The sequence below is a fragment of the Thermogutta terrifontis genome, from assembly GCF_002277955.1.
In the GTDB taxonomy this organism is placed as follows: domain Bacteria; phylum Planctomycetota; class Planctomycetia; order Pirellulales; family Thermoguttaceae; genus Thermogutta; species Thermogutta terrifontis.
Genome location: NZ_CP018477.1, coordinates 356,706 through 381,331 on the forward strand (window position 1 = coordinate 356,706; position 24,626 = coordinate 381,331).

A 24,626-nucleotide genomic window follows, 5' to 3' on the forward strand; every position below is an offset into this window, starting at 1 on the left:
CCCGCGCTAAAAGCGGTGCTAAAGCCCCGCACTCCATGGAGTGCGGCGATTCATCGCCGCTTTTTAGTGAAGGCTTTAGCCTTCACAACCTTGCCGTTTACGGCGTTTTGCCGGGACCACGAAAACGGTCCCCTGGTAGGCGCAATTCATGAATTGCCCCTAGCGAACATCTTGTTTAGTCCTGGTAGACGTGTTTTTGGGGGCGATTCATGAATCGCCCCTACCGCACATCGGAGGAATCCGCTTGTCGGGTCCGATGAATCCCGATTGATGACCTATCCCTCCTCATCGGGCACGACAAGCGTGCCCCTCCGACCTTTCGGAGGGACGTGCTTGTCACGTTCGCAGTTTAACGATCGACCATGCATTGCCTTTCAGCGGGCACGACAAGCGTGCCCCACCGAATCCTTTCTTGGGAGGGACCCGCTTGTCGGGTCCGCTTTTCGACGTTGGATCATCCATTCCCTTTCACCGGGGACTAAAGTCCCGCGCTGAAAGCGGGGCTAAAGCCCCGCACTCCATATGTGTTGCCGGCCACGACAGGTGCACCTATCCAACACATTCAGCCTTTGGCCTCTCACAGCTCCAGCCGAAAACTGGGGACAAATCGGGTGCTGAACACCTTAACGAAACTTTTTAAAGGTGTCTCGCCTCCCGTTTAGCGGCGGTAAGCACCGTTCCGACCATTGCCGTTGCCATTACCGTTACCACCGTTCCCGCGGAGATTGGGACGAGCGGCCAGATACCCCAGCGAATCCTTTCCCAGCAGGTTTTCCACCTGCTTTTCCAGCTCTTCATCCAATCGCACGCCCAGGCCGTCGCAGGCCATGATGACGCGTCGGCCATCCGCGAGTTGGATCATAAGCTGGAGCGAGCACGGGCCGGGGTATCCACGGACAATGCGGTAGAGGTCGGGGAGAATATTTGGGCCGTGTTGTCGCTCGGAAATCCGGATTTCCAATCCCCGCGTGAAGCGACGGCGAAGCTCATCCACCGGCACAAGCTCCTGAACGATCAAGGTGGCTTCGTCACCGCCCCCCCGCTTGTCCACGGTGGCCAAAGCGACGAGAACGGCGTCATCCTTCAAAAGGTGACCCAGCCGGGCGTAAGGCTCCGGCCAGAGGATGCACCGTACAATGCCCGACATATCTTCCAGATCGAACATGGCGAACTTGGTGGGGCCGTCGGTTCGCACGGTCCGCGTGTGTTTGGTGACGATAGCGGAGACGACACCGCCCACAACGACCTCCGTGCCCTGGGAAAGTTCCCCCAGTTCGTCGATGGTGTGGGTACAGTAACGGCGGAGCATCTGCTCGTACTCGCGGAGTGGGTGGCTGGAAAAATAGAAGCCCAGCACCTCTTTTTCCCGGGCAAGCTTTTCGTGGTCCTCCCATTCCGGGATATCCGGCAGGCGCGCCTCGACAGAGGACACGGATTCGCTGTTATCTCCGAAGAGGCTCAACTGGCCGATGCGTCGATCTTCGGCGGCACTGGCTCCGGCCTGAATGGCCTGGTCCAGCACCGCCCATAGTTGGGAGCGTTTTGCTCCGAGCGAGTCAAACGCCCCGGCCTTGATGAGGGATTCAATCGCCGAACGGTTGACAGCCGCTTCATCGAGCCGCTCGCAGAATTCGAAGAGGCTCTTATAGGGACCGTTTCGCCGGCGTTCCTCGACAATCCGTTCAGCCGCCGAGCCCCCACAGCCCTTGATGGCTGCCAGGCCAAAAACGATTTTCCCATCCATCACCGTGAACTCGACCTCGGACCGATTGATGTCCGGCGGCAACACAACGAGGCCCATCCGGTGGCAGTCTTCGAGATGCTCGACGAGGGAATCCTTGCGGGTGAAATTGCGGGTGCTGATGTCGCTGGACAGGAGGGCCGCCATGAACTGGAGCGGATAATGGGCCTTGAGATAGGCCGTGATGTAGGCAATCCGTGCATAGGCCGTGGAGTGGCTCTTGTTGAAGCCGTATCCCGCGAACTTTTCCACGAGGTTGAAAAGCTCCTCGGCGTCCTCGCGGCTCAGCCCCTTGGCGCAGGCGCCCTCGATAAACTGTTCCCTGTACTTGGCGATTTTATCGAGCTTTTTCTTGCTGATCGCTTTGATGCAGGTGTAGGCGTCGGCCAGCTCGATGCCCCCCAGCCGATTGAGAATCTGCATAACCTGCTCTTGATAGACCATCACCCCATGAGTTTCTTCGAGGATTTCTTTCATCACGGGGTGTTTGTATTCGGGTTTCTTGCGACCGTGTTTGACTTCGATGTAGTCGTCCACCATCCCGCCTTCCAGCGGTCCCGGGCGATAGAGGGCGTTCACCGCGATGATGTCGCGAATGTTGTCCGGTTTCATGCGCTGGAGGAGTTCACGAATACCGCCGCTTTCCAGTTGGAAAACGCCTTTCGTTTCACCCCGCGCGAGAAGGTCATACGTCGCGCGATCGTCCAGGGGAAAAGCGTAGGGATCGACGCGTTCTCCGGTAGTTTCCTCAATGAGTTTGATGACCTTGGAGAGGAGGGTGAGGTTCCGGAGGCCGAGAAAATCCATTTTCAACAGGCCCGCGCGTTCCACATCCGCCATCGCCCACTGGGTGATGATTTCCTCCTTCCCCTGGACGTGCTGGAGCGGAACGTACTCGACCAGCGGTTTATCGGCGATAACCACACCTGCCGCGTGGGTACCGACGTTTCGCGCAAGCCCCTCGATCTGTTTGGCGTAATCGATGATTTCCCGCACCCGCAGATCCGTCTCGTATTTCTTGCGGAGATCCTCGCTCTTTTCCAGAGCCGCCTGAAGGGTGACCTTGGGACCTTCCGGCACGAGGGCCGTGATCTCGTTGACGAAGGCCACCGGATGTCCCAGCACGCGACCCACATCGCGGATGGCGGCCCGGGCGGCCATCGTGCCGAACGTGCAAATCTGTGCGACGTTCTCGTGGCCGTATTTTTCCTTCACATACTGAATGACTTCCTCCCGCCGCTCCTGGCAGAAGTCGATGTCGATATCGGGCGCTTCGCGGCGGTTGAGATCGAGGAAGCGTTCAAAGAGCAGGCCGTATTCGATGGGGCAAACGTGACTCAGCTTGAGTGCGTAACTGACAAGAGACCCCACGCCCGACCCGCGGGCGGTGGCCTGAATTCCGCGGCTGCGGGCGAAGCGAACGAAGTCCCACACGATGAGGAAGTAATTGGCAAAGCCCAGTTTGTTGATAACGAATAATTCTTTCTCCAGCCGTTCCAGGACTTCGGGCGCGAGCTGGCCATCGCGAAACCGCCGCGGGTCATCCCGGTAGCGCTCCTTGAGTCCTTCCAGACACAGCTCGCGGAGATATTCTTCGGCGGTTTTGCCCTCGGGCGGGGTAAAAATGGGAAAGTGACGCTGTCCCAGGTCCAGTTCAAGATCAATCAGCGCGGCGATTTCCTGCGTGCGCCGGACGGCGTCTTCCAGACCGGAAAACACGCTGTACATCTGTTCCGGGGAGCGCAAATAATACTCCCGCCCATCCATCCGCATCCGGTTGGTGTCGTGGCGAAACTTGCCGGTATTGATGCACAGGAGGACGTCCTGCGCGTCGGCGTCTTCGGGGAGGACGTAGTGCACGTCACTGGTGGCGACAAGGGGAATATTCATTTTTCGGGCGACTTCCACAGCCCCTTTCATCGCCTGGCGCTGGATTTCGGTGCCATTATCCTGAATCTCGATGAAGTAGCGATCGCCGAACAGGCTGCGGAACCAGTCTGCGACCTCGCACCCTTTTTTGACGTCGGGTTCTTCCCTGGCGAGAAGCGTTCGCGCCAGCTCGCCCGACGGACAACCGCTTAAGCAGATGAGGCCTTCGTGATACTGGGCGAGCAGTTCCTTGTCGATTCTCGGTCGGTAGTAGAACCCTTCAAGAAATGCCGCGGATGCCAGCTTGAGCAGGTTTTGAAAACCCTGCCGATTCATGGCCAGCAGCGTGAGATGGTAGCTGGCCTCCTTCATGCTTGCCGCTTCTCGTTGGAACCGGCTGCCCGGCGCTATGTAGGCCTCGTATCCGATGATCGGCTTGATGCCGCGGTCGCGGGCCTTTTGATAAAACTCCAGAGCCCCGTACAGGTTCCCGTGATCCGTGAGCGCCAGGGCGTTCATGCACAGATCACGCGTCCGGTCGAGGAGCCTGTCGATGGTGCCCGCTCCGTCTAGCAAACTGTAATGGCTGTGACAGTGAAGATGAACAAATGGCGGTGTGGCCATGCTGCGTCCTCCGAGAAGTCACCAAGGCGTCGTGCCATGAGGTGTTCTGCCGATTGTAGCACTGGTCGCCATTTGGAAAAGAGCGCCCTTCAGGGTGGTCGCAATCCCCAACAGAGGCATAACTTGACAGAAGGTGCGCAAGTTGGCGATGGCTCGGTCCTTCGGGCTTTTCGCAAGGACAAACCAGTATTTGGGAGGGACGTGCTTGTCACGTCCGATGCACACGGATTGATAATCCATTCTTTTCCGCGGGCACGACAAGCGTGCCCCTCCGAATAAACTCCGGAGGGACGTGCTTGTCACGTACGCCTCCCGGAGGGACCTTTTCCGGAGGGACCCGCTTGTCGGGTCCGTGGTGCCACGTTCGATTATCAATTGCCTTTCACCGGGCACGACAAGCGTGCCCCTCCGACACATCAAGCTTTTGGCCTCGCGGAGTTCGAGCCGAAAACTGGGGATCACTCATCACGCCGATGGGTTGCATCTCGTTCAATTTTGGGTAGTATGGCAAGAGAAGTCTCTGGCGCGGCTCTAGGATTTGGCATCCCGGCGTAGGTGGTCGTATGAACAATGTCCTGGCAGTGGTCCTAGGGGGAGGTAGAGGAACTCGGCTCTATCCGCTAACCAAATATCGGTCAAAGCCAGCCGTTCCAATCGCTGGAAAGTATCGTCTCATCGATATTCCTCTTTCCAACTGCATTAACAGCGGAATCAGTCGCATTTACGTGCTCACCCAGTTTAACTCGGTGAGTCTCCACCGGCACATCCGGGCAACTTACAACTTCGATGTGTTTCACCGAGGTTTCGTGGAGATTCTGGCAGCCCAGCAGACTCTTACCCGGACAGACTGGTATCAGGGAACCGCCGACGCGGTGCGGCAAAATCTCTCCTATATTGATCGCGATGACATAGATTATGTCCTTATTCTTTCTGGCGATCAGCTTTATCGGATGGATTTTCGGAAACTTTTAGAAACACACCAGAGGAGTGAGGCTGATGTCACGATTGCGGCGCTGCCCGTCACCGCTGAAGCCGCCTCCTCCCTGGGAATTATGCGAATCGACGAGACCGGCCGCGTGCTCGGTTTTCTGGAAAAACCAAAAACCGAAGAAGAACTCAGCTTCATGCGGACCGATCCCGAATGGTTTGCCCAGTTCGGACTCAAAGCGCATGGGCGGCCTTTTCTGGCAAATATGGGTATCTATCTGTTCAACCGAAAGACACTTGTGGACGTTCTGGAAAAGACAGATTACCGCGATTTCGGTAAAGAGGTTTTTCCCGCTTCCGTTCGCGCGCGGCGAGTGTTCGTGCATCTTTTCGACGGATACTGGGAGGATATCGGAACGATCGGGGCATTCTTCGAGGCCAACCTCGCCCTTACCCGGCCGTCACCTCCCTTTGCCCTCGATCAGCCGAACGCCCCGATTTACACTCGGGCACGGTTCTTGCCGCCTTCGAGAATTGAAAGAGCCAATATCCGGGATAGTCTCGTGGCTGATGGCTGTGTGATCGGTGAGGGAGCTGTCATCGAAAACAGTATCATCGGTCTGCGGAGCATCATCGGTCCGAATTGCGTCATCCGGAATTCCATCATCATGGGGAACGATTTTTACGAGGCTCCCACGGCCGACCGTCAGGCCCTCATGATCGATGAGAATAGCTACATCGAAAACGCCATTGTGGACAAAAACTGCCGCATCGGCAAAAATGTTCGCATCGTCAATGCGGAAGGTGTGAAAGACGCTCCGGAAACGGAATACTGCATGATCCGCGACGGGGTCACCGTCATCCCCAAAGGTACCGTTCTCCCCGACAACTGGGCTCTCTGAAGCTTCGAATATTCGCATGACGGGCTCTTGCCGGCTTCTGGGAGGAAAACATGACGCGAACTGGGCGCGCCATTCTCGCGGTGAGCGGAGGCCTGAGCATTGCCTGGGGAGCGCTGATCGCTGGGGCCTGCCAGCTCCCTAGCGATAATGGAGACGTGGCCATTCTCCTCCGCGCCGATAAAAACGGGGTTGGACAAGAGGCAGCGGCAGAGGCCTGGCAGCGAATCGTCAACCAGGGGCCTGCTGTGTTGCCGGCACTCTTCGAAGCGGCCTCGCAGGCCAATCCGGTGGCGCTCAACTGGATTGTGACGGCGGCCGACCGAATTGTGGACCTGGAACGTGCAAGCAGTAGAAAGATTCCGGATGCCGTTTTTCTGTCTGTGGTGGAAAATCGCGCAGCGCACGCCAAAATCCGTTGGTGGGCATGGCAGCGCTTGCAGGAGCAATCGCCCCAGTTGGCAGCGAAAATCCTCGAAAACTCACTCGATGACCCTGCACCGCAACTCCGTCGCGCGGCAGTAGAAGCGGCCATTCAAAAACTTGGCGATCTCGACGGACTTTTGACTCGGGGAGAAGATGTCGCCGCCCGCCGCAACGTTGCGGCTCGACTGGAAACGATTTTCGAGGCGGCCCGCGACAAAGACCAGGTAGAAAAAATTGCCGGATGGTTAGGACAACTGGGAAAACCGGTGGATTTGGCCGCGCATTACGGCTATATACGGTCCTGGTTGGTGGTGGGCCCGTTCGACAACACGCGCGACGGTGGATTTGACACGCGTTTCCCCCCCGAAGAAAGGCTCGATCCTCATCAAAAATATCCCGGCAAACACGGGGAGGTTGCGTGGAAAGCGGTCACCACCGATGATATCCACGGGCGAGTGGATCTCAATGCGATTCTGGCCGAGGAAAAAGGCGTCGTCGCCTACGCCTGGGCGGTGGTGGAAGTGGAAAAGGAACAGCCGGCAGAGATTCGCTGGGCCACGCCTAACGCGACAAAACTGTGGGTCAACGGGCAGTTGCTTGGTGTCTTCCATGTGTACCATTCAGGCTACGAGGATGACCAGTACCGCGTCGAGTGCCGGTTGAAACCCGGTAAGAACGATATCCTGTTGAAGATCTGCCAGAACGAGCAGACGCAGGATTGGGCCCGACCGTGGGAATTCCGCCTTCGGGTATGCGATGCCCTGGGTGGCGGCATTGGACAACGGTGAACTCCCCGCCGGACGCAGGACACAGACCGACCGATCAGATTTCTAATGCGGTGGACTTGTGAATCGGCGGTGCAACGCATGGACCATTGGAGCAACGACAAACCGTGCTCGAAGAGGGGCTATTCAGGAACTGCTCTTCCGAGACATCAGTCATCTTGCTGAAACCATCGTGCCAAGTCGATCAAATCTTGTCAGGGGCAATTCATGAATGGCCCCTACACCGTCGGAGGAACGTGCTTGTCACGTTCGCTTTTCTTGGGGGGACCTTTTCCGGAGGGACGTGCTTGTCACGTCCGATGAAAACCGATTGATTACCCATCCCGCCTCCCCGGGCACGACAAGCGTGCCCCTCCAACCTTTTCCGGAGGGACGTGCTTGTCACGTCCGCCGTTCAACGTTTGATTATCCATTGCCTTCCGGCGGGGACTAAAGTCCCGCGCCGAAAGCGGTGCTAAAGCCCCGCACTCCACATATCGCAGGCTCGGTTCCGCCCGGGCCATGCCAACGGTAGGGTTCATTCATGAATGGCCCTACAACCCCTTGCGCTCGCGGCATGTCATAGGTTTTCGCCAAAGTGGGGTGGCTCAACCCGGGGCCTCGTTGTGACGGCGCGAAGTTGGCGTTATACTGAGTGTTTCTCCCGCGGTAGTCAAAAGGCCAGCCTGACCGCCCGCGCAATTACTCCTTTGAGGGGGGGTCGGGTCATTTGACAACAATAATCAAGACGGAAGACGAGTTGAGACCATTTCTCGGCAGGAGATTCACGCCATGACGATGGACAGAAGTCTCCGTATCCGAAAAGCTGCGGTGAAGATACGGAGCGTGCTCACCCGAGCGGAGCGAATTAAGCGGCTCCAGGAACTCGAGAAGTTCAAGGATGGCGACTGCCCGCTGGGCCTGCCAAAAGTTCGGGTGCCAAAAATCTCCATGAAGAAGAAAAAGAAGAAAGAGGCGCCTGCTGCTCAGGGACAGCAGCAGAAGAAGTGAAGCATCCCTCCTCGGGTGGGGTGAGATCACCTGTAGCATTGCGCCGCCTGGCAGAACGAGAAAGGCTCAGGGTGAACTGTCTCCTCTTTCAAGACAGGGCCGCCCAATATGCGCGTTAAGCTGGACTATGGCCGTTCAGGCCTTTTCGTGGAATTGCCCGACGAAAACCTCGTCAAGATTCTGCGCTATCGGCCGGCAGAACCTTTGGCCGACCCCCGGGCGGTGATTCGGGAACTCCTCTGGCGGCCGATTGGAACACCCCCGCTCGCCGAGATCGCTGCCGGTAAACGGTCTGCCTGTATCGCCGTTTGCGACATCACCCGACCCGTCCCCAATGAACTCATCCTCTCCGAGATGCTTCCCATTTTGGAAATGGCGGGCATTCCCCGAGAAAGGATTCTCATTCTTATCGCCACGGGCCTGCACCGTCCAAACCTCGGCAGAGAACTGGTGCAGATTCTGGGGGAGGAAATCGCGGAGAAATACTGGGTGGAGAATCATTCCGGTCAGGATCCAGAGGAGCACGAGTATCTGGGCGAAAGTCCCCGAGGGGTGCCGATCTGGATTGATCGCCGCTATCTCCAAGCGGACTTGAAGATCACAGTGGGACTGATCGAACCACATTTCATGGCCGGCTACTCCGGCGGACGGAAACTCATCTGTCCTGGGCTGGCGGCCCTGGAAACCGTTCGCGCATGGCATTCTCCCCGGTTCCTCGAGCATCCCCGCGCCCGCAGCGGGGTGCTGGAAGGGAATCCCGTGCATGAAGAGAACACGTGGATCGCGCGTCGGGCGGGGTGTGATTTCATCGTCAACGTGGTCCTCGACGAGGAACGACGGATTGTGCACGCAGTGGCGGGGGATATGGAAGCCGCCTTCCTGGAAGGAGTCCGCTTCGTGGACACGATGGTTCGGGATACGGTGCCCGAGCCTGTGGACGTCGTCGTGACCACGTCAGCCGGTTATCCCCTGGACGCCACGTTCTATCAATCGGTGAAGGGAATGGTGGCAGCGGAGCCGATTGTGAAGCCCGGCGGCACGGTGATCCTCGCCGCGGAGATTTCCGAGGGCATCGGCAGTCCGGAATTCCAGCAGATCTTTCGCGAGCATTCTTCGCTGGATGAGTTCATGGAGCGAATCACCCAGGGTAATTACTTCCGTATGGACCAGTGGCAACTGGAAGAGATGGCCAAGGTTCGCCGCAAGGCCCGGATTGTGGTGGTCACTGAAGGGTTGTCCGCAGCACAGCTCGAGCGGCTTTTCGTGGAAAGTGCTCCCAGCGTGGAAGCGGCTCTGGCGGAGTGTCGTCGCCGTTACGGTCCGAATATGACTCTGGCAGCCATCCCCAAGGGACCGTATCTGATCGCTGATGTGGAACCGCAAGCGGCAGCCGTCGGATAGAGCTCCGTGGTATCGGCCGCTGAATCTGAAAAAATCCCGCGTCGAAAGCGGGGCTAAAGCCCCGCACTCCATGGAGTGCGGCGATTTATTATGGAGTGCGGCGATTTATCGCCGCTTTGTGGTGAAGGCTTTAGCCTTCACCAACCTTGCCGTTTACGCTGTCTTGCCGCGACCACGAGAAGCCGTGGACCGGTAGGGGCAATTCATGAATTGCCCCTACGCCGTCGGAGGGACGTGCTTGTCGGGTCCGAGGAACACCCATTGTTGCCCCATCCCCTTTCACCGGGCACGACAAGCGAGCCCCTCCGATCCTTCGGAGGGACCTGCTTGTCAGGTCCGCCATTTAACGTTGGATCATCCATTGCCTTTCACCGCGGACTGAAGTCCCGCGATGAAAGCGGGGCTAAAGCCCCGCACTCCATGGAGTGCGGCGATTCATCGCCGCTTTTTCGTGAAGGCTTTAGCCTTCACCACCTTGCCGTTGATCCGCATGAAAACCGAGTAGCGATCGCGGTGGAAGCCGTCCCTGCAATCCATGCAATGGAGAGACGCGTTTACGGTATCCAACCGTGACGCGTTCAATTATCCCGGGCACGACAAGCGTGCCCCTCCGATCCTTCGGAGGGACCTGCTTGTCAGGTCCGCCGACGAACGTTCGATGATCCATTCTCTCTGCCGGGCTTGTATCCAATGGCGCCACCGTGGCTGATCACGCCTTGCTGGAAACACCGGAGTTGCTGGGCATGCGACTCCGCTTCCGCTGAAGGATGATCTCCTCCTGGATGGACGGTGGCACCCGCCGGTACTTCGAGAACTCGAGAGTGAAGGTTCCCTGTCCCTGGGTAAGACTTCGTAGCGTGGTCGAATAGCCAAACGTCTCGGCGAGCGGGACTTCGCCTTCAATCCTTACGATATTGCCGAGCGAATGTGTTCCCAAAACGACACCGCGGCGGCTGATGAGGTCCCCCACGACAGAGCCCTGTGCCGACTCGGGACACTCGATCTCGATCTTCATGATCGGTTCGAGAAGCACCGGGCGGGTCTGCGGGAAGGCCTCCCGCATGACCATCTGCGCGCAAATCTGGAACGCCAGATCGGAACTGTCCACCTCGTGGTAGGAGCCATCCTCCACGATGACTTTAAGTCCCACGATGGGATAGCCGGCCAGGGGCCCTTTCTCCAGGCTGCTGCGAAGACCCTTTTCAATGGCCGGGATGTACTGCTTGGGAATTCGGCCGCCGACGATGCATTCTTCAAACACAAACGTCTCTTCGCTGTCCTCGGGCAGGGGCTCCATCTTACCGATGATATGGGCGTACTGACCTGCGCCGCCGGTCTGTTTGCGGTGCCGCACGTTGAAGGTGGTCGGCTCTGTGGGGGCTTCTCGATAGTTAACTTTGGGTGCGCCCACGAGCACATCCACCCCGTATTCCCGCCGTAACCGCTCCACGTAGATATCGAGATGGAGTTCGCCCATGCCCGCAATAAGGGTTTCGCCGCTTTCCTCGTCGATCGTTACGTGGAGAGTGGGGTCCTCACGGCGGAATCGGGCAAGGGCCTTCGCCAGTCGCTCGGCGGAGTTGCGTTCCACCGGCGTGATGGACATTTTGATGACCGGCTCGGGAATGTACATCCGTTCCAGAGTGCAGGCGGGATAAGATTCGGCGTAGGTATCTCCACTCGCGGCGTCCAACCCGACCACCGCCACGATGTCGCCGGCGGTGGCACCGTCGATGTCCTCCCGTTTATCGGCGTGCATCCGCACAATCCGCCCAAATCGCTCTCGCTTGCCGGTTCGCTGATTGTAGTAGTATCCCCCTTTGGTCAGCGTGCCTTGGTACACGCGGAGAAATGTGAGCGCACCGAATGGGTCTTCCACCAGCTTGAAGGCCATGGCGACGGCCGGTGCGGCAGGATCCGCGGAAAGGAGCATGCTTGGGGATTCCTCTCCCGGCGGGATGGCGCGGACCTCCACTTCCAACGGCGAAGGCAAAAGGCGGACAACAGCGTCCAGGAGCGGTTGCACCCCCTTGTTTTTGAAAGCAGAACCGAGAAAGACCGGGGTCATTTGGAGGCTGCATGTGGCCGCCTTGGCGACCCGCCAAATGAGGTCCTGCGGGGGTTCTTCTTCCGCCAACAGGATTTCCAGCAGCTCGTCGCTGTACATGGCGAGCGATTCCAGCATCTGCTGGCGGGCCTGCCGGGCAGATTCCAGTAGCTCCGCGGGAATCGGCTCCCGACGCACGTGTTCGCCATGGGGGCCGTCGAAATACACGGCCTCCATGGTCACCAGGTCAATGACTCCACGGAAATCTGCTTCCCGACCGATGGGCAGTTGCATGAGGACCGCATCGCAGTCCAGGCGGTCCTTCATTTGCTGAACCACGCGGAACGGATCGGCTCCCACGCGATCCATCTTGTTGATGAAAGCCAGCCGGGGGACGTGGTACCGCCGCATCTGGCGATCGATGGTGAGCGACTGGGCCTGAACACCCCCCACCGCGCAGAGCACCAGAATTGCCCCGTCCAGCACCCGCAGGCTTCGTTCCACCTCGATCGTGAAATCGACGTGACCGGGGGTGTCGATGAGGTTGATGACGGCCTCTCCCCAGCGGACGGTGGTCGCCGCACTGGTGATGGTGATCCCGCGCTCGCGCTCCAGCTCCATGTAGTCCATGGTGGCGCCGGGACCATCTCCGTGGACCTCGCCAAGTCGATGGATCCGACCCGTGTAATAGAGGATCCGCTCGCTGAGCGTGGTCTTGCCCGAATCGATATGGGCAGAAATCCCGATGTTGCGAATATTTTTCAGGGGTTCAGCGTTGGGCATAGGCCGTTAGATTTGAGTTGTTGCTGACAAAAACTGCTTTTTTGGCTATCAATTGCGATTCGAACGATTTTCCCGAAATTTTGACAAAAATCCCGTCAAACTGACCATAGTGGTGTTACGCTCGACAAGCGACCGGAAAGGCTGAACGGGATGGTTGGCGGAATGAGACCTTTCGGCCACCGTGGAGGGAATCAGGGTCACCCTGCCCCGACCGTGGCTGGAGCTCAGTACCACCTTGGCAAATTGCAGGCGACCGGTGCCCGCTTGTGACGGCAGAGCTTTTCTATTTTAGGTCCCCGGCAAGAGGTTGTCCACAGCGCCGCTGGGTCCGATTGCTGGTTAACCGGTAGGGACCATTCATGAGTTGCCCCTATCGGGAGAGACGCGTTCCACGGCGTCCAATGAACCCTCGGAGGGGCACGCTTGTCGTGCCCGGTGAAAGGCAATTGATAATCGAACGTGGCACCACGGACCCGACAAGCGGGTCCCTCCGGGGTTGTAGGGGCAATTCATGAATTGACCCTACCAGGGAACCGTTTTCGTGGTCGCGGTAAAACATCGGCAGCGCCAAGGTGGTGAAGGCTAAAGCCTTCACCGAAAAGCGGCGATAAATCGCCGCACTCCATGGAGTGCGGGGCTTTAGCCCCGCTTTCAGTGCGGGACTTCAGTCCGCGGGGAAACGGAATGGACACGCAACGTTGAACGGCGGACGTGACAAGCACGTCCCTCCGGAATATCCCCAAAACGCCGGCCACTACAGGGCGGCCAGCGTTCGTGAACTACTCCCCTGAGTGTGACTGTCTCAATTGGATTGGACAGAGCCACGCCAAAGAAACCGCGATCAGAATGTGAAGATCGCATCCATGGCGAACGTCAACTGGGAATCGCTGGAACCGCCGTCAAACGGCAACCCGGTGGGGCCAGCAGGGCCGTCGTACCAATCCCAGCGGATTTCTGGTCGCACAAGCCAGTTGCCATTGGGACGCCAGTTGAGGCCCCATGTGATTTCGTAAAAATCTCCCGCAAATCCGCGTCCACTCCAGGCGCGAATTCCCGGGATATTGCCTGGTCCGGCGATTCGCACACCGTCATCATCCCGCAGCCATTCCACCCGCATGCCGGCAGACCAGCAGGGATTGATGGTGTAGAGGAAATACTGGTTGAGGCCGTACCACTCGGCGTCCTGGCCGCCGGGAGCCGCCCGGTTTTCTGTGCCGAGGTTGTGAACGAGCACGTACTTGAAGCGCTCCGTCATCTGCCACTGGACGACCAGGCTGTACACAAACCGATCCTGATTGGCTACGTCGTCCTGCGGACCGGCAGAAACCGCATAGGCAACGCTCAGACGATTATCCTCCGAATGCCACTTGACTCCGCCCATGAAATCCAGGCGATCGTTGTTATCCTCGAACTGCATCCAACCGCGGTGAAAGCCAGCTTGGAGTGAAAGCAGCGAGGTGAGCCGGTAATCAAACAGCATGCCGGTGACCAGTTGGGGTACGGTGTAGCCGTAGGAATACGAGTGGCTGTAAAAGGGATTCATGGGCCCGGGAACGGCTTCATAATCGAGGATTCCCGCAAAGTGTCCCATCTTCATGGAAAGGCGGTTGTAGGCCAGCTCCAGGTAGAACTGGGGCAGCACCATCCCATACGTTTGCAAACCGTTGATGCGGTCTTCCAGACCGTTGTTAATGCCGAATCGCCAGTCGGTGCCGTACATCATGTCCACGTGACCACCCCAGGCCCAGCCACAACCACCGTTATCGGCCGGGCGATCGAAATACAGCCATAATTGGTTCATTTGATACTCATGGTCCAGATCGTTGGTGGCCACAGGGCCGTTGAACTGGTCCGGCGGCTCCTGGGCGTTGAACGTGATGCCCTGTTCCAGCCAGCCGCCCATGCGAATCCCCAGCCGTTCGAGGAACCACGGTTGAGGGATTGTCCAGCGATCAGGACATGGTCCGGCAACCGCCGATGACTGTTCTGCCAGGGGCGATTCCGGGACCGGCGCCAGAGGGGCAGGTGCCGCCTCTTCCAGTCCCGAAACAACTTGCGCAAAATCCCGTTTCGGCATCCTGTCCGGTTCGGTCAGTGATACGACGGGCTGAAGCTCGGATTCGGACGCGGAACTGGTTGGATCAGTCAAGACAGGCCCTTCGTCATCCGGCCAGCGGGGTGGCCATTCGGGCAACTCCCGAGCCAAAACCACGGGCGCAAGGACCGCTCCCATCACGGCGGTCATCCAGAAAACTCGCACAATGGCCATGGATTCCCTCCCTTTAGACAGGCAACGGCGCACGGGACAGGAAGCCGGCTGGGAGAAAGCGCTGTCCTGTGCTGCGGCTTCCTGGCGGGATAACGCACTGAATCTTGTCACTAATGGTTGATCACGCTGAGTGGTTGGGTCGACCACCCCGACGATTCAAAGAATGCCTTCCCTTACTAGCTGTCGGCAAAATACCGGTCGTCGCGTTTTTGTGTCTTCTGCGGAACGTGCCAAAAATACGTGTCATTCTGAAGGTGCGGTTCTGGTGGTGCCGACTGGGTAAAATAAACCGTCAGAGCTTCCGTGCGCCGCCACATTACCCGTCGTGCAGCTCATGGATCCGGAGCATCCTCCGCGTGTCTTTTCTTAGCCGTCACAGTTTGGTACGCTGCTAAAGCTTTCTCGATTGTGCAACGTGGTCCTTCGCGGTTCTTCGTCCATTGAGAAGGAGACACAGGATGGTGACGTCAAACGGCGGAAGATTTTTGCTCTGGGCAGGTTTTGTCGGTGTGATGGCGTGCGGACTGCGCACGCAGGGGGCAGACAATCAGAATTGGCAGGTCATTCATCCGGCCGATAACGGCGCTGTTCTGGAGAACCCTGGAATGGGTTGGGTCCTCCACTATTACGACAATGTCCCCGCAAACTACGGCTCGCGGTTGGAACCGTCGGATACCGTGGACGAATTTCCCGGCCTTACCGTGGTCTATCTCCGCATCCCGTGGTCCTACCTGGAACCTGCCGAAGGTCAGTACTGCTGGTCGGTCCTTGATACCCCCGCTCAACGCTGGATTTCCCGAGGTAAGAAAATCGCCCTGCGGATCAGTTGTTCTGAATCCTGGACGCGTTACGCAACACCCGAATGGGTCGAGAAAGCCGGGGCCAAAGGGTATAACTTTCGTGTAGGCCAGGGAGTTACCGAAGATGGACCGTTCTGGGAACCGGACTACAACGACCCTGTGTTTCTGGAAAAACTCGACCATTTTTTGGCGGCCCTGGCCGCCCGCTATGACGGCAATCCCGAGGTCGCGTTCATCGATGTGGGCTCGTTTGGTGTCTGGGGGGAAGGGCATACCTTCAGCAGCACGCGGATCAAATATCCGGCTGAAACCGTCATCCGTCATATTGACCTGTACCGCAAACATTTCAAACACACGCTGCTGGCCGCCAACGACGATTTTGTCATGACCGAAAATGGCGAACTGGCTATTGCCCATGCCCTGCAGAGCGGTCTGACACTTCGAGATGACAGCATTCTTGTGCAAAAACGCCCCAACAGTTATTTCCATGCTGGGATGGCTCAGGATTTCTGGCCGCGATGGCCCGTCATTTTGGAGTCCGAGCACTACGGCCCATCACGTGATCGTGGGGCGTGGGAGGACGGCACGCTCTACCTTCGCGCCATGCTGGAGTATCATGCGAGTTACGTTTCCATTCACTGGTGGCCGCACGAATTCCTGCAGGAGAACAGAACCCTCGTCGATCGCATGAATCGCTACCTGGGTTACCGGCTGGTGCCCACGGAGGTGCGTTTACCCCAGACGGGCACCGTCCGGAAACCGCTGAGCTGGAGCGTCACATTTGAGAACCGTGGCGTTGCGCCCTGCTATTGCGGAGGTTTCCCCGCCCTGACCCTCAAGGACGCCCAGGGCGGCATCGTGGCCGTGCTTGTCAACACGCAGGCAAATGTCAGGGATCTTAAAGTGCGGGATGTGGCCATCAAAGGTCCCAAGGCGGAAGGAGACCCGGAGGCTGATCTGGGCCCGCCCATTCCAACCACCTGGGAAACCGCGAGTTGCCTGCCGTTTCAGCTTCGGCCGGGACGCTATCGCGTGTTTCTTTCGGTGGGAACCATGACGGGGACTCCGCAGATCGCGATGCCCCTCGATGGAGACGACGGCCAGCGCCGCTATTTCCTGGCTGAGGTGGAAATCACTTCCGATGCGGAGCGATCAGAGGGAAAATAAGTTTTTTCACAATTACGTCCAAGACGGGTAAGCAAGGGTTTCAACCGACGCTGCAAACGAGGAACCATGGACGAAGGCCGATTGCGGGATCTCATTTGGGCCCCCTGGCGCATGGCATACATCGAGGGGTGTGATCGGCCGGCGGAGCGGTCGATTCCCCCTGAGCGATTACTCCCGGATGCCGACCCCGGCTGTTTTCTGTGCCAGGCCGTGGCCGATCCGGACAGCCCGGAACGCTACGTCGTGTATCGAGACGATCGGACCGTTGTGGTGCTGAACCGCTATCCCTACAACAATGGTCATCTTTTGGTTGCACCGCTGCGGCACGTGGGACATCCCTCCCAGTTGAGCACCGAGGAACACACGGCCCTGATGCTCACGTTGACCCGCATGATCCAGCTTCTGGAGAGCGTCATGCAACCGGAGGGGTTCAATGTGGGGCTCAATTTGGGTCGGGTGGCGGGAGCGGGCCTGCCGGGCCATCTTCACTGGCATGTGGTCCCCCGTTGGAACGGCGACACTAACTTCATGCCCGTGCTAGCGAATGTGAAAGTCATCCCTCAATCACTGGAAGCATTGTGGGAGTTGCTCCGCCAGAAACTAGCCCAGCCGCCACAGGCGACGCCGTCACAGTAAAAAATGCCGGGGTAGAAGGGAATGACTGTATTGGTTCCCCACGGTGTGAGAGATGACAGTCCCATCGCCCGGGTGGAACTGGCCCCTCCAGCGGGCTTGGACCTTCTAGCCCTTTGAGGGGAGACCTTTCACGGCGTCCGGTGAACCGTAGGGGGCGCGCTTGTCGTGCCTGGGGCAACGGAAAGCGTCTTTCCGTTGCATGGATTGCAGGATCGGGTTCCACCCCAACCGGTACTCCGTTTCCATCTGGACCAGCGCCAAGGTTGGTGAAGGCTAAAGCCTTCACCGAAAAGCGGCGATAAATCGCCGCACCGTATGGAGTGCGGGGCTTCAGCCCCGCTTTCCGCGTGGGACTTCAGTCCCCGCCGAAAGGCAATGGATTTTCCAACGCTGATAAGCGGACCCGACAAGCGGGTCCCTCCGGGAGGCGGACGTGACAAGCACGTCCCTCCGATAGATCGGAGGGGCACGCTCGTCGTGCCCGGTGAGGCGGGATGGGTAATCAATAGGTGTTCTTCGGACGTGACAAGCACGTCCCTCCGGAAAAGGTCCCTCCGGCGTTGTAGGGGCAATTCATGAATTGCCCCTACCGGTGAACAGCTTTCGTGGTCCCGGCAAAACGCGGGACAACTCCAACCGACGTAACAAGTACCTCCTACCAAAGAGCTGTGGCGCGGTTGGAGCCGGGTCCTCCAGCAGAACCGGACCCTCCAACCCTTTGGGAAACCCCTTCCACGCCCTCCGTTGAACTGGGCAGGCTGTCATTGGATTCTGGTGGACGACCCGATCCCGGATTAAAGGCGATGCCCACACCCCCAGCGCCCCTCTCGTACCCCGGGATCGTTCCTCAAACGTCCTTCCAAAAGCCGGGGTAAGGCAATCCGTTGTGGGATTGAGTAGCCGAATATCGTAGGCTACAATCATTAATAGCGCCCCACGGTGGCCCTCGATAAACCGATTCTTCCATCTCCAACCGAAATCCTCCCCCATGTTGGTTCGCCTTCATGTCATCCGCGGCAAGGCCAACAAAGACAGCGTGGCCATCACACTCCCGGCAGTCATTGGGCGAAGTCGCGAGGCGGATCTCACCATCATCCACCCGATGATCAGCCGTCGGCACTGCGAATTGTTTGAGGACGGCGGACTGGTGAAGATCCGGGATCTTGGCTCGCTCAACGGAACATACGTGGCCGGAGAACAAATCCAGGAAACATTTCTTCCTCCGGGGGCAGTCTTCAGTCTGGGGCCCCTTACGTTCCGGGTGGAGTACGATACCTCTCCTAAAGCCGTTTGTCACGAGCCCTCGGTGGTGTCCGGCGAAAGTGCCTCGAAGACGCCCTCAGACATTGTTGTTGCCCACGATCCAGCCTCTGCAGAAAAACCGGCGCCCGGTGAAGGATCAGCCCGACCCAGCCCCGCGGAGCCCGCCACCGAACCGGATCCTTTTTTGAGCTCGCCTCCGACCACTGGGGCACCCAACGATCGGCAGAATACGCCGCCTGGTATCGCTCCGGCTGACGGTGCTCTGCCTGATTTCGGCGCCTGGCAAACCGGGGGAGTAGGCCCGTCAGCCCCGCCAGCGGAAGACCGGCCGGAAGAGAATCGCAGTGCTTTCGATTCGGTACAGCATCTCCGCCGTCCCGACTCATCGGGTGCTGATGCATGGTCGAACCTACCTCCCCCGTTCACCACGGTTGTTTCGCGGAGTGATCCGGAACCCGTGGCACCAATTGTGCTAAACGGAAGCGACGAGAATGACGCGGCGAAAAGCCTGGCGAGTGACAAAGACCGTCCCACTTCGGCAGAAAGTGCCTCGACGCCTCCTCACGCCGCCAAGACCGCCAAATCACGAACCGGATGGTGGCCTTTCAGGCGGTGAGTCACCCCATGTAAGGGCGGGCGCTTAAGGTCCGAAGGGCGCTTCGAGGAAGATCGTTCCCGGCGACTATTCTTCCAGTTCGCGGAAAAATAATTGGACGGGCGGCCGAACCATCTCGCGATATCTTGCCCGATAGACCTCCGCAAGCTGAAGGAGGATCTCAATCACCAGCAGATCCGCCCGCGTGATCACATGCCGGGTGCTGCGCGATCCTAGTCCCTTCAGCAGATCGGCCGTCACATGGAGGTGGAGCTGCATCACTTCGCGTGCTGAGAGTCCGGCCGTCGCAAAGACTTCGGCCAGGTGACGGAGCTCGCTTCCGAGATGCCCACTGCCCATGATCACGTAAGCTCGCAGCAGCTCCCGGTAATGGACAATAAGCGTATGAGGGACCTGAGGCGGATCGTCTTCTTCCAGTTCGGAATTATGGGAAGAAAGCCCCTCGAGTGACTGGCGAGACTGTCGGGAAAGCTTATCCAGCTCACGAAGAACGGCTTTCTGATGCTGTAGGATGCGGAATGCCTCTTCGCGCTCTCGCTGGACCCGCTGCCGTTCAGCCTGGACAAACCGCCGATTCTGGCGAAGCAATTGGCAACGCTGAACAGCGCGAACGGTTGTCCAGATGAGGGCCTGCGTGGTGGCCGTGCTTACACACAGGTAGCCGTCCGCCCCGGCTTCATAACACGCCACAGCGAGTTCTTGTTCGCTCGGTCGCCCCAGCACAATGAGCGGGTCGTCGGTGCCGCCTGTGCGGTAACCGGCGACCAGTTCGATCGCGTCCAGCTCTGGCGGCGCATGCGCGATGAAAATGGCCTCAAAAACCTCGTCGCGCAGTCGGGCAAGGCCCGAGACACTACCTGTCGCTTCATGGATTTCAATTTCCACGGGCGCTTCGACGGCCAGCCCTTCCACCAGCCACCCGCCTGTGCGCTGCCGGTCGCAGATGTAAAGTACTCTCCACTGGAGGGGAACCCCCTGCCAGGAAGGTCCTTTACTGAGGTCACTGGTTTTAAGGCCGGCGCCCATCGATCTTCGCCACAACCAGCAGTCCAACGCTTATTCCACCCCCTCGTGATTCGAGACGGCCAGAGGGTGGAGACTTCCCGCGGTTTTGGGACGGTAGCCAAATAGCGAACGCCCGTCAAGAGGAATTTCTGAGCGTCCCATGGAGTGCGGGGCTTTAGCCCCGCTTTCCACGCGGGACTTCAGTCCCCGCCGAAAGGCAATGGATGATCAAACGTTGATAAGTGGACCCGACAAGCGGGTCCCTCCGGGAGGCGGACCCGACAAGCACGTCCCTCCGAAAGGTCGGAGGGGCACGCTTCTCGTGCCCGGTGAGGCGGGATGGGTAATCAATCGGTGTTCGTCGGACGTGACAAGCACGTTCCTCCATTTGCGGTAGGGGCAACTCATGAATTGCCCCTACCGTTCAACGCGCGGAATGCGGACGTGATAAGCACCTACCTCCGAAACAAGCGGACCCGACGAGCGGGTCCCTCCGAAAGCAAACCTGACAAGTGCGTCCTACCGAAGATCCGTGGCCCCGGGTGAAACCGGGCTTTCCAGTCGCTTGGAAGGACGCCTGCCACGGCGTTCCAGGGGCTGGGGATCTCGCCTACTCGCTCAATTGCACTCGGCCTTGGCTGTTTCAGCCTTACCACCTGAAGAGGCGCCCACCTCAGATCCCACCGATGCCGGAGCCAGCGGGTGCAAGGTCGCATCACAGAGGAGGCCCGCAGGGTGGACCAGGGGTAGCTCCAACATAATGAGAATCCAGTTGATCAAGGTCCAGGGAAGCTTGGGATAGCGGCGGGACAGAATATCGCACAACCAAATCAAAATGTCCATGGGCAAGGGATCGCATATCAATCCGTTGAAAGAGGTGGCGCCTTGAATGGTCGGAGCGTTGGCGAGCAATTTTTGCAACTCGCTGCGATCAAGGTTCTGGCAGTTTTTCAGAAGTTCGGCGATATCCATACTTGACCTCCAGAAAAATCGACAGCGCGGTTAACAGGCTGTAGCCAGGGGTCTCTGCTTCTTGCGGCCCAAGACCTATTCGTGGCTACCGGTTTGCTCTGACCAATACCCTCCTTCATTAATTAAGACGAATTCCAGGACCAATTCTTAACAAAGAATTCAAACGCCGCGGCGCCATGGTAACCGTCTCATGTGGTTTGTGAAGAGATTATTTGATAGGATTCGCTGATTAATATAGGCCATGCTAACTAGCGAGTTTTAGTTGTCAATCTAAGAAAACCGATCAGGTGAAGCGGCTCAGTCATCGCGACGTTTTCCAGACGTTATCGGAAGGGCAAAAGTGAGAACGTGTCGTAGCCGCGATTCATGAATCACCCCCTACAAGGAGGGGCGCCCGCCGCGGCGTCCGGTGAACGTCGGAGGGGCACGCTTGTCGTGCCCGGTGAGGCGGGATGGGTAATCAATCGGTGTTCATCGGACCCGACAAGCGGGTCCCTCCGGAAAAAACGGACGTGACAAGCACGTCCCTCCAGAACAACGGACCCGACGAGCGGGTCCCTCCGGAAAAAACGGACGTGACAAGGACATCCCTCCAAAGGCGGACGTGGCAAGCGGGTCCCTCCAAAAGGCTGCGCCGTCGCGTCTCCAGCGGTTAATATTCTGTTAACGGCTTGACTTCCTTGGGCGACCGATGAAAATGAATCGCTCGCTGTCTGCAAGCCCCAGTTTTGCGCGAACGGCGAAAACGAACCGAGTAATCATGCCATGTGACACTCCAAGCAAACACGTCTCCGCTGCATCTCAAAGCTGACAAAGAAACACGAATTCCCTGAAAAAGAGGAGTGAATCTACCCATGAAACGAATGCTTCCTGAGGAGCCTGCCATGCGATTCGCGCTCAGCTTTGCAAAGCATCTGGCCGTCGTTGCCATTGTCGGGTGGTGTTTTTCTTTCACTGCCCACTTGGCTGCCAAGGAAGCCGCACCTTCAGCGGTTCGGGCGAAAAACGTCATCATCATGGTGGCCGATGGAGCCGGTTTCAACACCTGGCGGGCGACCAGCATGTATCGGGGCCAGTTGGGAAACGAAATCTATGACAAGCCCGGGTGGATTCAACTGGCCGTCACCACCTATCCCCTGACCACCAGCACGAAACCCGAAGGCAAGGAGAAGCAGAATGAGAACCTCGTGTACTCCCCGCAAAAGGCGTGGGATCCCAACAAGGGTTATGCCTGGCTGAAAAGCTCGGCCACGGATTCGGCGGCGGCAGCCACCGCCATGGCGACGGGCATCAAAACCTACAACAACGCCATCAATTGGGACGATCGTGATCGGCCATTAACGGGCAAAACGCTGCCCGAGATCGCCCACGAGTTGGGTAAGTCGGCGGGGGTCGTCACATCGGTCCAGTGGTCCCACGCCACGCCTGCCGGATTTGGTGGGGCCCATAATCGGGAGCGCGATCACTACGCGGAGATCGCCCGGGAAATGCTGGCGGCTCCCTATCTGCAGGTCATCATGGGGGCAGGCCATCCGGAGTATGATAACAACGGCCAAAGGAAGTCGGGCGAGGCCACTGACAAAGATTGCCGTTACGTGGGCGGGCTGGCCGAGTGGCAGTCGCTTACAGCAGGTAGGCATCCCGGGGGATGGACGCTCATTCAAACCAAGGAGCAGTTCGAAAAACTGACCCAGGGATCTACTCCTGCCAAGGTTGTGGGGACAGCCCAGGTGGCCACGACTCTTCAACAGGCTCGGGGAGGTCTCCTGGGAATCGTGGTTCGTAACGAGCCGTTCGCCACTCCCTTCAACGATAACGTGCCGACCCTGGCCACGATGGCCGTGGGAGCCATCAATGTCCTCGATAACAACCCGCAGGGATTTTACCTGATGATCGAAGGTGGGGCGGTGGACTGGGCCAACCATGCCAATCAGCTCCATCGGATGATCGAAGAACAGAGCGACTTCCTGGCCGCTGTGGAAGCAGTTGTCGACTGGATCGAGAAAAACAGTTCCTGGGATGAGACACTGCTGATTCTGACGGCGGATCACGAATGTGGGCTGCTCTGGGGACCCAATTCCGACAAGACGCCGTTTGATCCTGTCCGCGACCAGGGTCCTGGTAAGATGCCGGCCGCGCGGTACAACTCGACCGGCCATACCAATTCGCTGGTGCCTCTTTATGCCCGTGGTGCGGGTGCCGATCTGTTCCGGAAACTCATCCGCGGCAAAGATCCGCGGGCTGCCGAAGCGTGGGGCATCTCGGGCGAATTCGTGGACAACACGGACATTTTCCGCGTGAGTCGGGCGGTCCTGACCGGCCAGAATCTCGCCCCGTGACATGGTTTTCCGCTTCGCTTCTGTGGCCTCTCGGGAGATGCTGAGATGAAGTGGACACGCCGTCGATTCCTGCAAGCGGCTGGTTTCATCGCGGGCGGCGTTGCGAGCGGTATGGGCCGATGGAGGGTGCCTGCCGGCTCGCTGGCCGGAGTATCCGTTCCACCCGATGTTGAGAAGATCCCCATTGTGGACACCCACCAGCATCTGTGGGATCTGTCGCGACTTCGTCTCCCGTGGCTGGCCGGGGACAGCCGGCTCAACCGCGATTATCTGCTCCGCGACTATCTGCAGGCCGTGGCCGGGCTGCCCGTCGTGAAAGCCGTGTATATGGAGGTGGCCGTTGTCGATGAAGACCTTGTAAAAGAAGCGGAGTGGATCATCGACATCTGTCACAGGGGCGAAGGTCCGACTGTGGCCGCTGTCATCGGGGGCCGCCCTGCCAGCGAGGAGTTTCCCGCCTATCTTGCCCGGTTCCGTGGCAACCCGGTTGTCAAGGGAGTGCGATGGATTCCGCCCGCGAGCAAACTCGGCCACAAGCTGTACTTCAGTCCTCAGATGCGTGCGAATTTACGGCTTCTGGGGGAGTGGGGAATGCGTTTCGACATCTGCATTCCGCCTGACTGGCTGGCCGATGCCGTGGAAATTGTGGACGCCTGCCCGGAAACCCGGTTCGTCCTCGACCACTGTGGCAACGCCGACCCCCAGCAGTTTGGGCGATGGGGCAAAGAACGGGGCGAAGAAGCCGTTCGGTATGTGGAACGGTGGAAACGGGGGATCGACACCCTGGCCGCCCGGCAGAACGTGGTGTGCAAAATCTCCGGGATTATCGCCCGCGTCAGACCGGACGACTGGGGCCCTGAAGACCTGGCTCCCATTGTGAACCACTGTCTGGCGGCGTTCGGTCCTGACCGCGTCATGTTTGCGGGGGATTGGCCGGTCTGCACGAAGGGGGCCTCGCTGCGCGAATGGATTCTGGCCCTTCACCAGATTGTGGCCGATCGACCGCTGGAAGAGCGGCGGAAGCTCTTCCACGACAATGCCGTCCGCTTCTACCAGTTAGGCTGATG

At 58.6% G+C, this 24,626-nt stretch carries 14 protein-coding genes; 9 read left to right on the plus strand and 5 right to left on the minus strand.

Annotation, left to right across the window (positions count from 1 at the left end):
- Positions 1 to 658: 658 nt before the first annotated feature.
- A complete protein-coding gene (gene dnaE, locus THTE_RS01320) occupies positions 659 to 4,234 on the minus strand; it encodes a DNA polymerase III subunit alpha (protein WP_095413736.1) in 3,576 nt (1,191 codons plus the stop codon).
- Between the two features lie 563 nt (positions 4,235 to 4,797).
- Between dnaE and THTE_RS01330 the strand changes: the two genes are divergently transcribed.
- The 4 genes from THTE_RS01330 to THTE_RS01345 all read left to right on the plus strand — a co-directional run bounded on the left by THTE_RS01330 (position 4,798) and on the right by THTE_RS01345 (position 9,662).
- The gene (locus THTE_RS01330; protein ID WP_095413738.1) at positions 4,798 to 6,063 is read left to right on the plus strand and encodes a glucose-1-phosphate adenylyltransferase; all 1,266 of its coding nucleotides are present in this window, start codon (positions 4,798 to 4,800) and stop codon (positions 6,061 to 6,063) included.
- A 50-nt stretch (positions 6,064 to 6,113) separates the two neighbouring features.
- The gene (locus tag THTE_RS01335; RefSeq protein WP_095413739.1) at positions 6,114 to 7,274 is read left to right on the plus strand and encodes a hypothetical protein; all 1,161 of its coding nucleotides are present in this window, start codon (positions 6,114 to 6,116) and stop codon (positions 7,272 to 7,274) included.
- 768 nt (positions 7,275 to 8,042) lie between these two features.
- Positions 8,043 to 8,261 (plus strand): small basic protein, encoded by a 219-nt coding sequence (locus THTE_RS01340; RefSeq protein ID WP_095413740.1) that lies wholly within the window; start codon positions 8,043 to 8,045, stop codon positions 8,259 to 8,261.
- Positions 8,262 to 8,369: 108 nt separating this feature from the next.
- Positions 8,370 to 9,662 carry a nickel-dependent lactate racemase family protein gene (locus THTE_RS01345; RefSeq protein ID WP_095413741.1) on the plus strand — a complete coding sequence of 431 codons (1,293 nt, stop codon included), beginning with the start codon at positions 8,370 to 8,372 and terminating at the stop codon, positions 9,660 to 9,662.
- A 709-nt stretch (positions 9,663 to 10,371) separates the two neighbouring features.
- Here THTE_RS01345 and fusA read toward each other — a convergent pair.
- Positions 10,372 to 12,492 carry an elongation factor G gene (fusA, locus tag THTE_RS01350; protein WP_095413742.1) on the minus strand — a complete coding sequence of 707 codons (2,121 nt, stop codon included), beginning with the start codon at positions 12,490 to 12,492 and terminating at the stop codon, positions 10,372 to 10,374.
- A gap of 841 nt (positions 12,493 to 13,333) precedes the next feature.
- On the minus strand, positions 13,334 to 14,761 hold the full coding sequence (locus THTE_RS01355) for a porin (RefSeq protein WP_095413743.1): 1,428 nt from the start codon (positions 14,759 to 14,761) through the stop codon (positions 13,334 to 13,336).
- A 458-nt stretch (positions 14,762 to 15,219) separates the two neighbouring features.
- On the opposite strand from THTE_RS01355, the gene THTE_RS01360 reads away from it, so the two are divergent.
- The 3 genes from THTE_RS01360 to THTE_RS01375 all read left to right on the plus strand — a co-directional run bounded on the left by THTE_RS01360 (position 15,220) and on the right by THTE_RS01375 (position 19,243).
- Positions 15,220 to 16,728 carry a DUF4832 domain-containing protein gene (locus THTE_RS01360; RefSeq protein WP_095413744.1) on the plus strand — a complete coding sequence of 503 codons (1,509 nt, stop codon included), beginning with the start codon at positions 15,220 to 15,222 and terminating at the stop codon, positions 16,726 to 16,728.
- A gap of 66 nt (positions 16,729 to 16,794) precedes the next feature.
- A complete protein-coding gene (locus THTE_RS01365) occupies positions 16,795 to 17,364 on the plus strand; it encodes an HIT family protein (protein ID WP_095413745.1) in 570 nt (189 codons plus the stop codon).
- A 988-nt stretch (positions 17,365 to 18,352) separates the two neighbouring features.
- Positions 18,353 to 19,243 carry an FHA domain-containing protein gene (locus tag THTE_RS01375; RefSeq protein WP_095413747.1) on the plus strand — a complete coding sequence of 297 codons (891 nt, stop codon included), beginning with the start codon at positions 18,353 to 18,355 and terminating at the stop codon, positions 19,241 to 19,243.
- A gap of 66 nt (positions 19,244 to 19,309) precedes the next feature.
- On the opposite strand, the gene THTE_RS01380 is transcribed toward THTE_RS01375, so the two are convergent.
- Together THTE_RS01380 and THTE_RS01385 are read right to left on the minus strand one after the other, a co-directional pair.
- Positions 19,310 to 20,269 carry an ANTAR domain-containing protein gene (locus THTE_RS01380; protein WP_095413748.1) on the minus strand — a complete coding sequence of 320 codons (960 nt, stop codon included), beginning with the start codon at positions 20,267 to 20,269 and terminating at the stop codon, positions 19,310 to 19,312.
- A gap of 597 nt (positions 20,270 to 20,866) precedes the next feature.
- On the minus strand, positions 20,867 to 21,220 hold the full coding sequence (locus tag THTE_RS01385; protein WP_095413749.1) for a hypothetical protein: 354 nt from the start codon (positions 21,218 to 21,220) through the stop codon (positions 20,867 to 20,869).
- A gap of 854 nt (positions 21,221 to 22,074) precedes the next feature.
- On the opposite strand from THTE_RS01385, the gene THTE_RS01395 reads away from it, so the two are divergent.
- Positions 22,075 to 23,559 carry an alkaline phosphatase gene (locus tag THTE_RS01395; RefSeq protein WP_207651750.1) on the plus strand — a complete coding sequence of 495 codons (1,485 nt, stop codon included), beginning with the start codon at positions 22,075 to 22,077 and terminating at the stop codon, positions 23,557 to 23,559.
- Positions 23,560 to 23,604: 45 nt separating this feature from the next.
- Positions 23,605 to 24,624, plus strand: coding sequence for an amidohydrolase family protein (locus THTE_RS01400; RefSeq protein ID WP_095413751.1), 1,020 nt, complete (start codon positions 23,605 to 23,607; stop codon positions 24,622 to 24,624).
- The last annotated feature ends 2 nt before the right edge of the window (positions 24,625 to 24,626 follow it).

Bases quoted from the DNA above. Each gene is read 5' to 3' on its own strand.
- THTE_RS01335 (WP_095413739.1), top strand. From the start codon at position 6,114: ATGACGCGAACTGGGCGCGCCATTCTCGCGGTGAGCGGAGGCCTGAGC.
- THTE_RS01400 (WP_095413751.1), top strand. From the start codon at position 23,605: ATGAAGTGGACACGCCGTCGATTCCTGCAAGCGGCTGGTTTCATCGCG.
- THTE_RS01340 (WP_095413740.1), top strand. From the start codon at position 8,043: ATGACGATGGACAGAAGTCTCCGTATCCGAAAAGCTGCGGTGAAGATA.
- THTE_RS01360 (WP_095413744.1), top strand. From the start codon at position 15,220: ATGGTGACGTCAAACGGCGGAAGATTTTTGCTCTGGGCAGGTTTTGTC.
- THTE_RS01380 (WP_095413748.1), bottom strand. From the start codon at position 20,269: ATGGGCGCCGGCCTTAAAACCAGTGACCTCAGTAAAGGACCTTCCTGG.
- dnaE (WP_095413736.1), bottom strand. From the start codon at position 4,234: ATGGCCACACCGCCATTTGTTCATCTTCACTGTCACAGCCATTACAGT.
- THTE_RS01375 (WP_095413747.1), top strand. From the start codon at position 18,353: ATGTTGGTTCGCCTTCATGTCATCCGCGGCAAGGCCAACAAAGACAGC.
- fusA (WP_095413742.1), bottom strand. From the start codon at position 12,492: ATGCCCAACGCTGAACCCCTGAAAAATATTCGCAACATCGGGATTTCT.
- THTE_RS01355 (WP_095413743.1), bottom strand. From the start codon at position 14,761: ATGGCCATTGTGCGAGTTTTCTGGATGACCGCCGTGATGGGAGCGGTC.
- THTE_RS01395 (WP_207651750.1), top strand. From the start codon at position 22,075: ATGAAACGAATGCTTCCTGAGGAGCCTGCCATGCGATTCGCGCTCAGC.
- THTE_RS01345 (WP_095413741.1), top strand. From the start codon at position 8,370: ATGCGCGTTAAGCTGGACTATGGCCGTTCAGGCCTTTTCGTGGAATTG.
- THTE_RS01365 (WP_095413745.1), top strand. From the start codon at position 16,795: ATGGACGAAGGCCGATTGCGGGATCTCATTTGGGCCCCCTGGCGCATG.
- THTE_RS01330 (WP_095413738.1), top strand. From the start codon at position 4,798: ATGAACAATGTCCTGGCAGTGGTCCTAGGGGGAGGTAGAGGAACTCGG.
- THTE_RS01385 (WP_095413749.1), bottom strand. From the start codon at position 21,220: ATGGATATCGCCGAACTTCTGAAAAACTGCCAGAACCTTGATCGCAGC.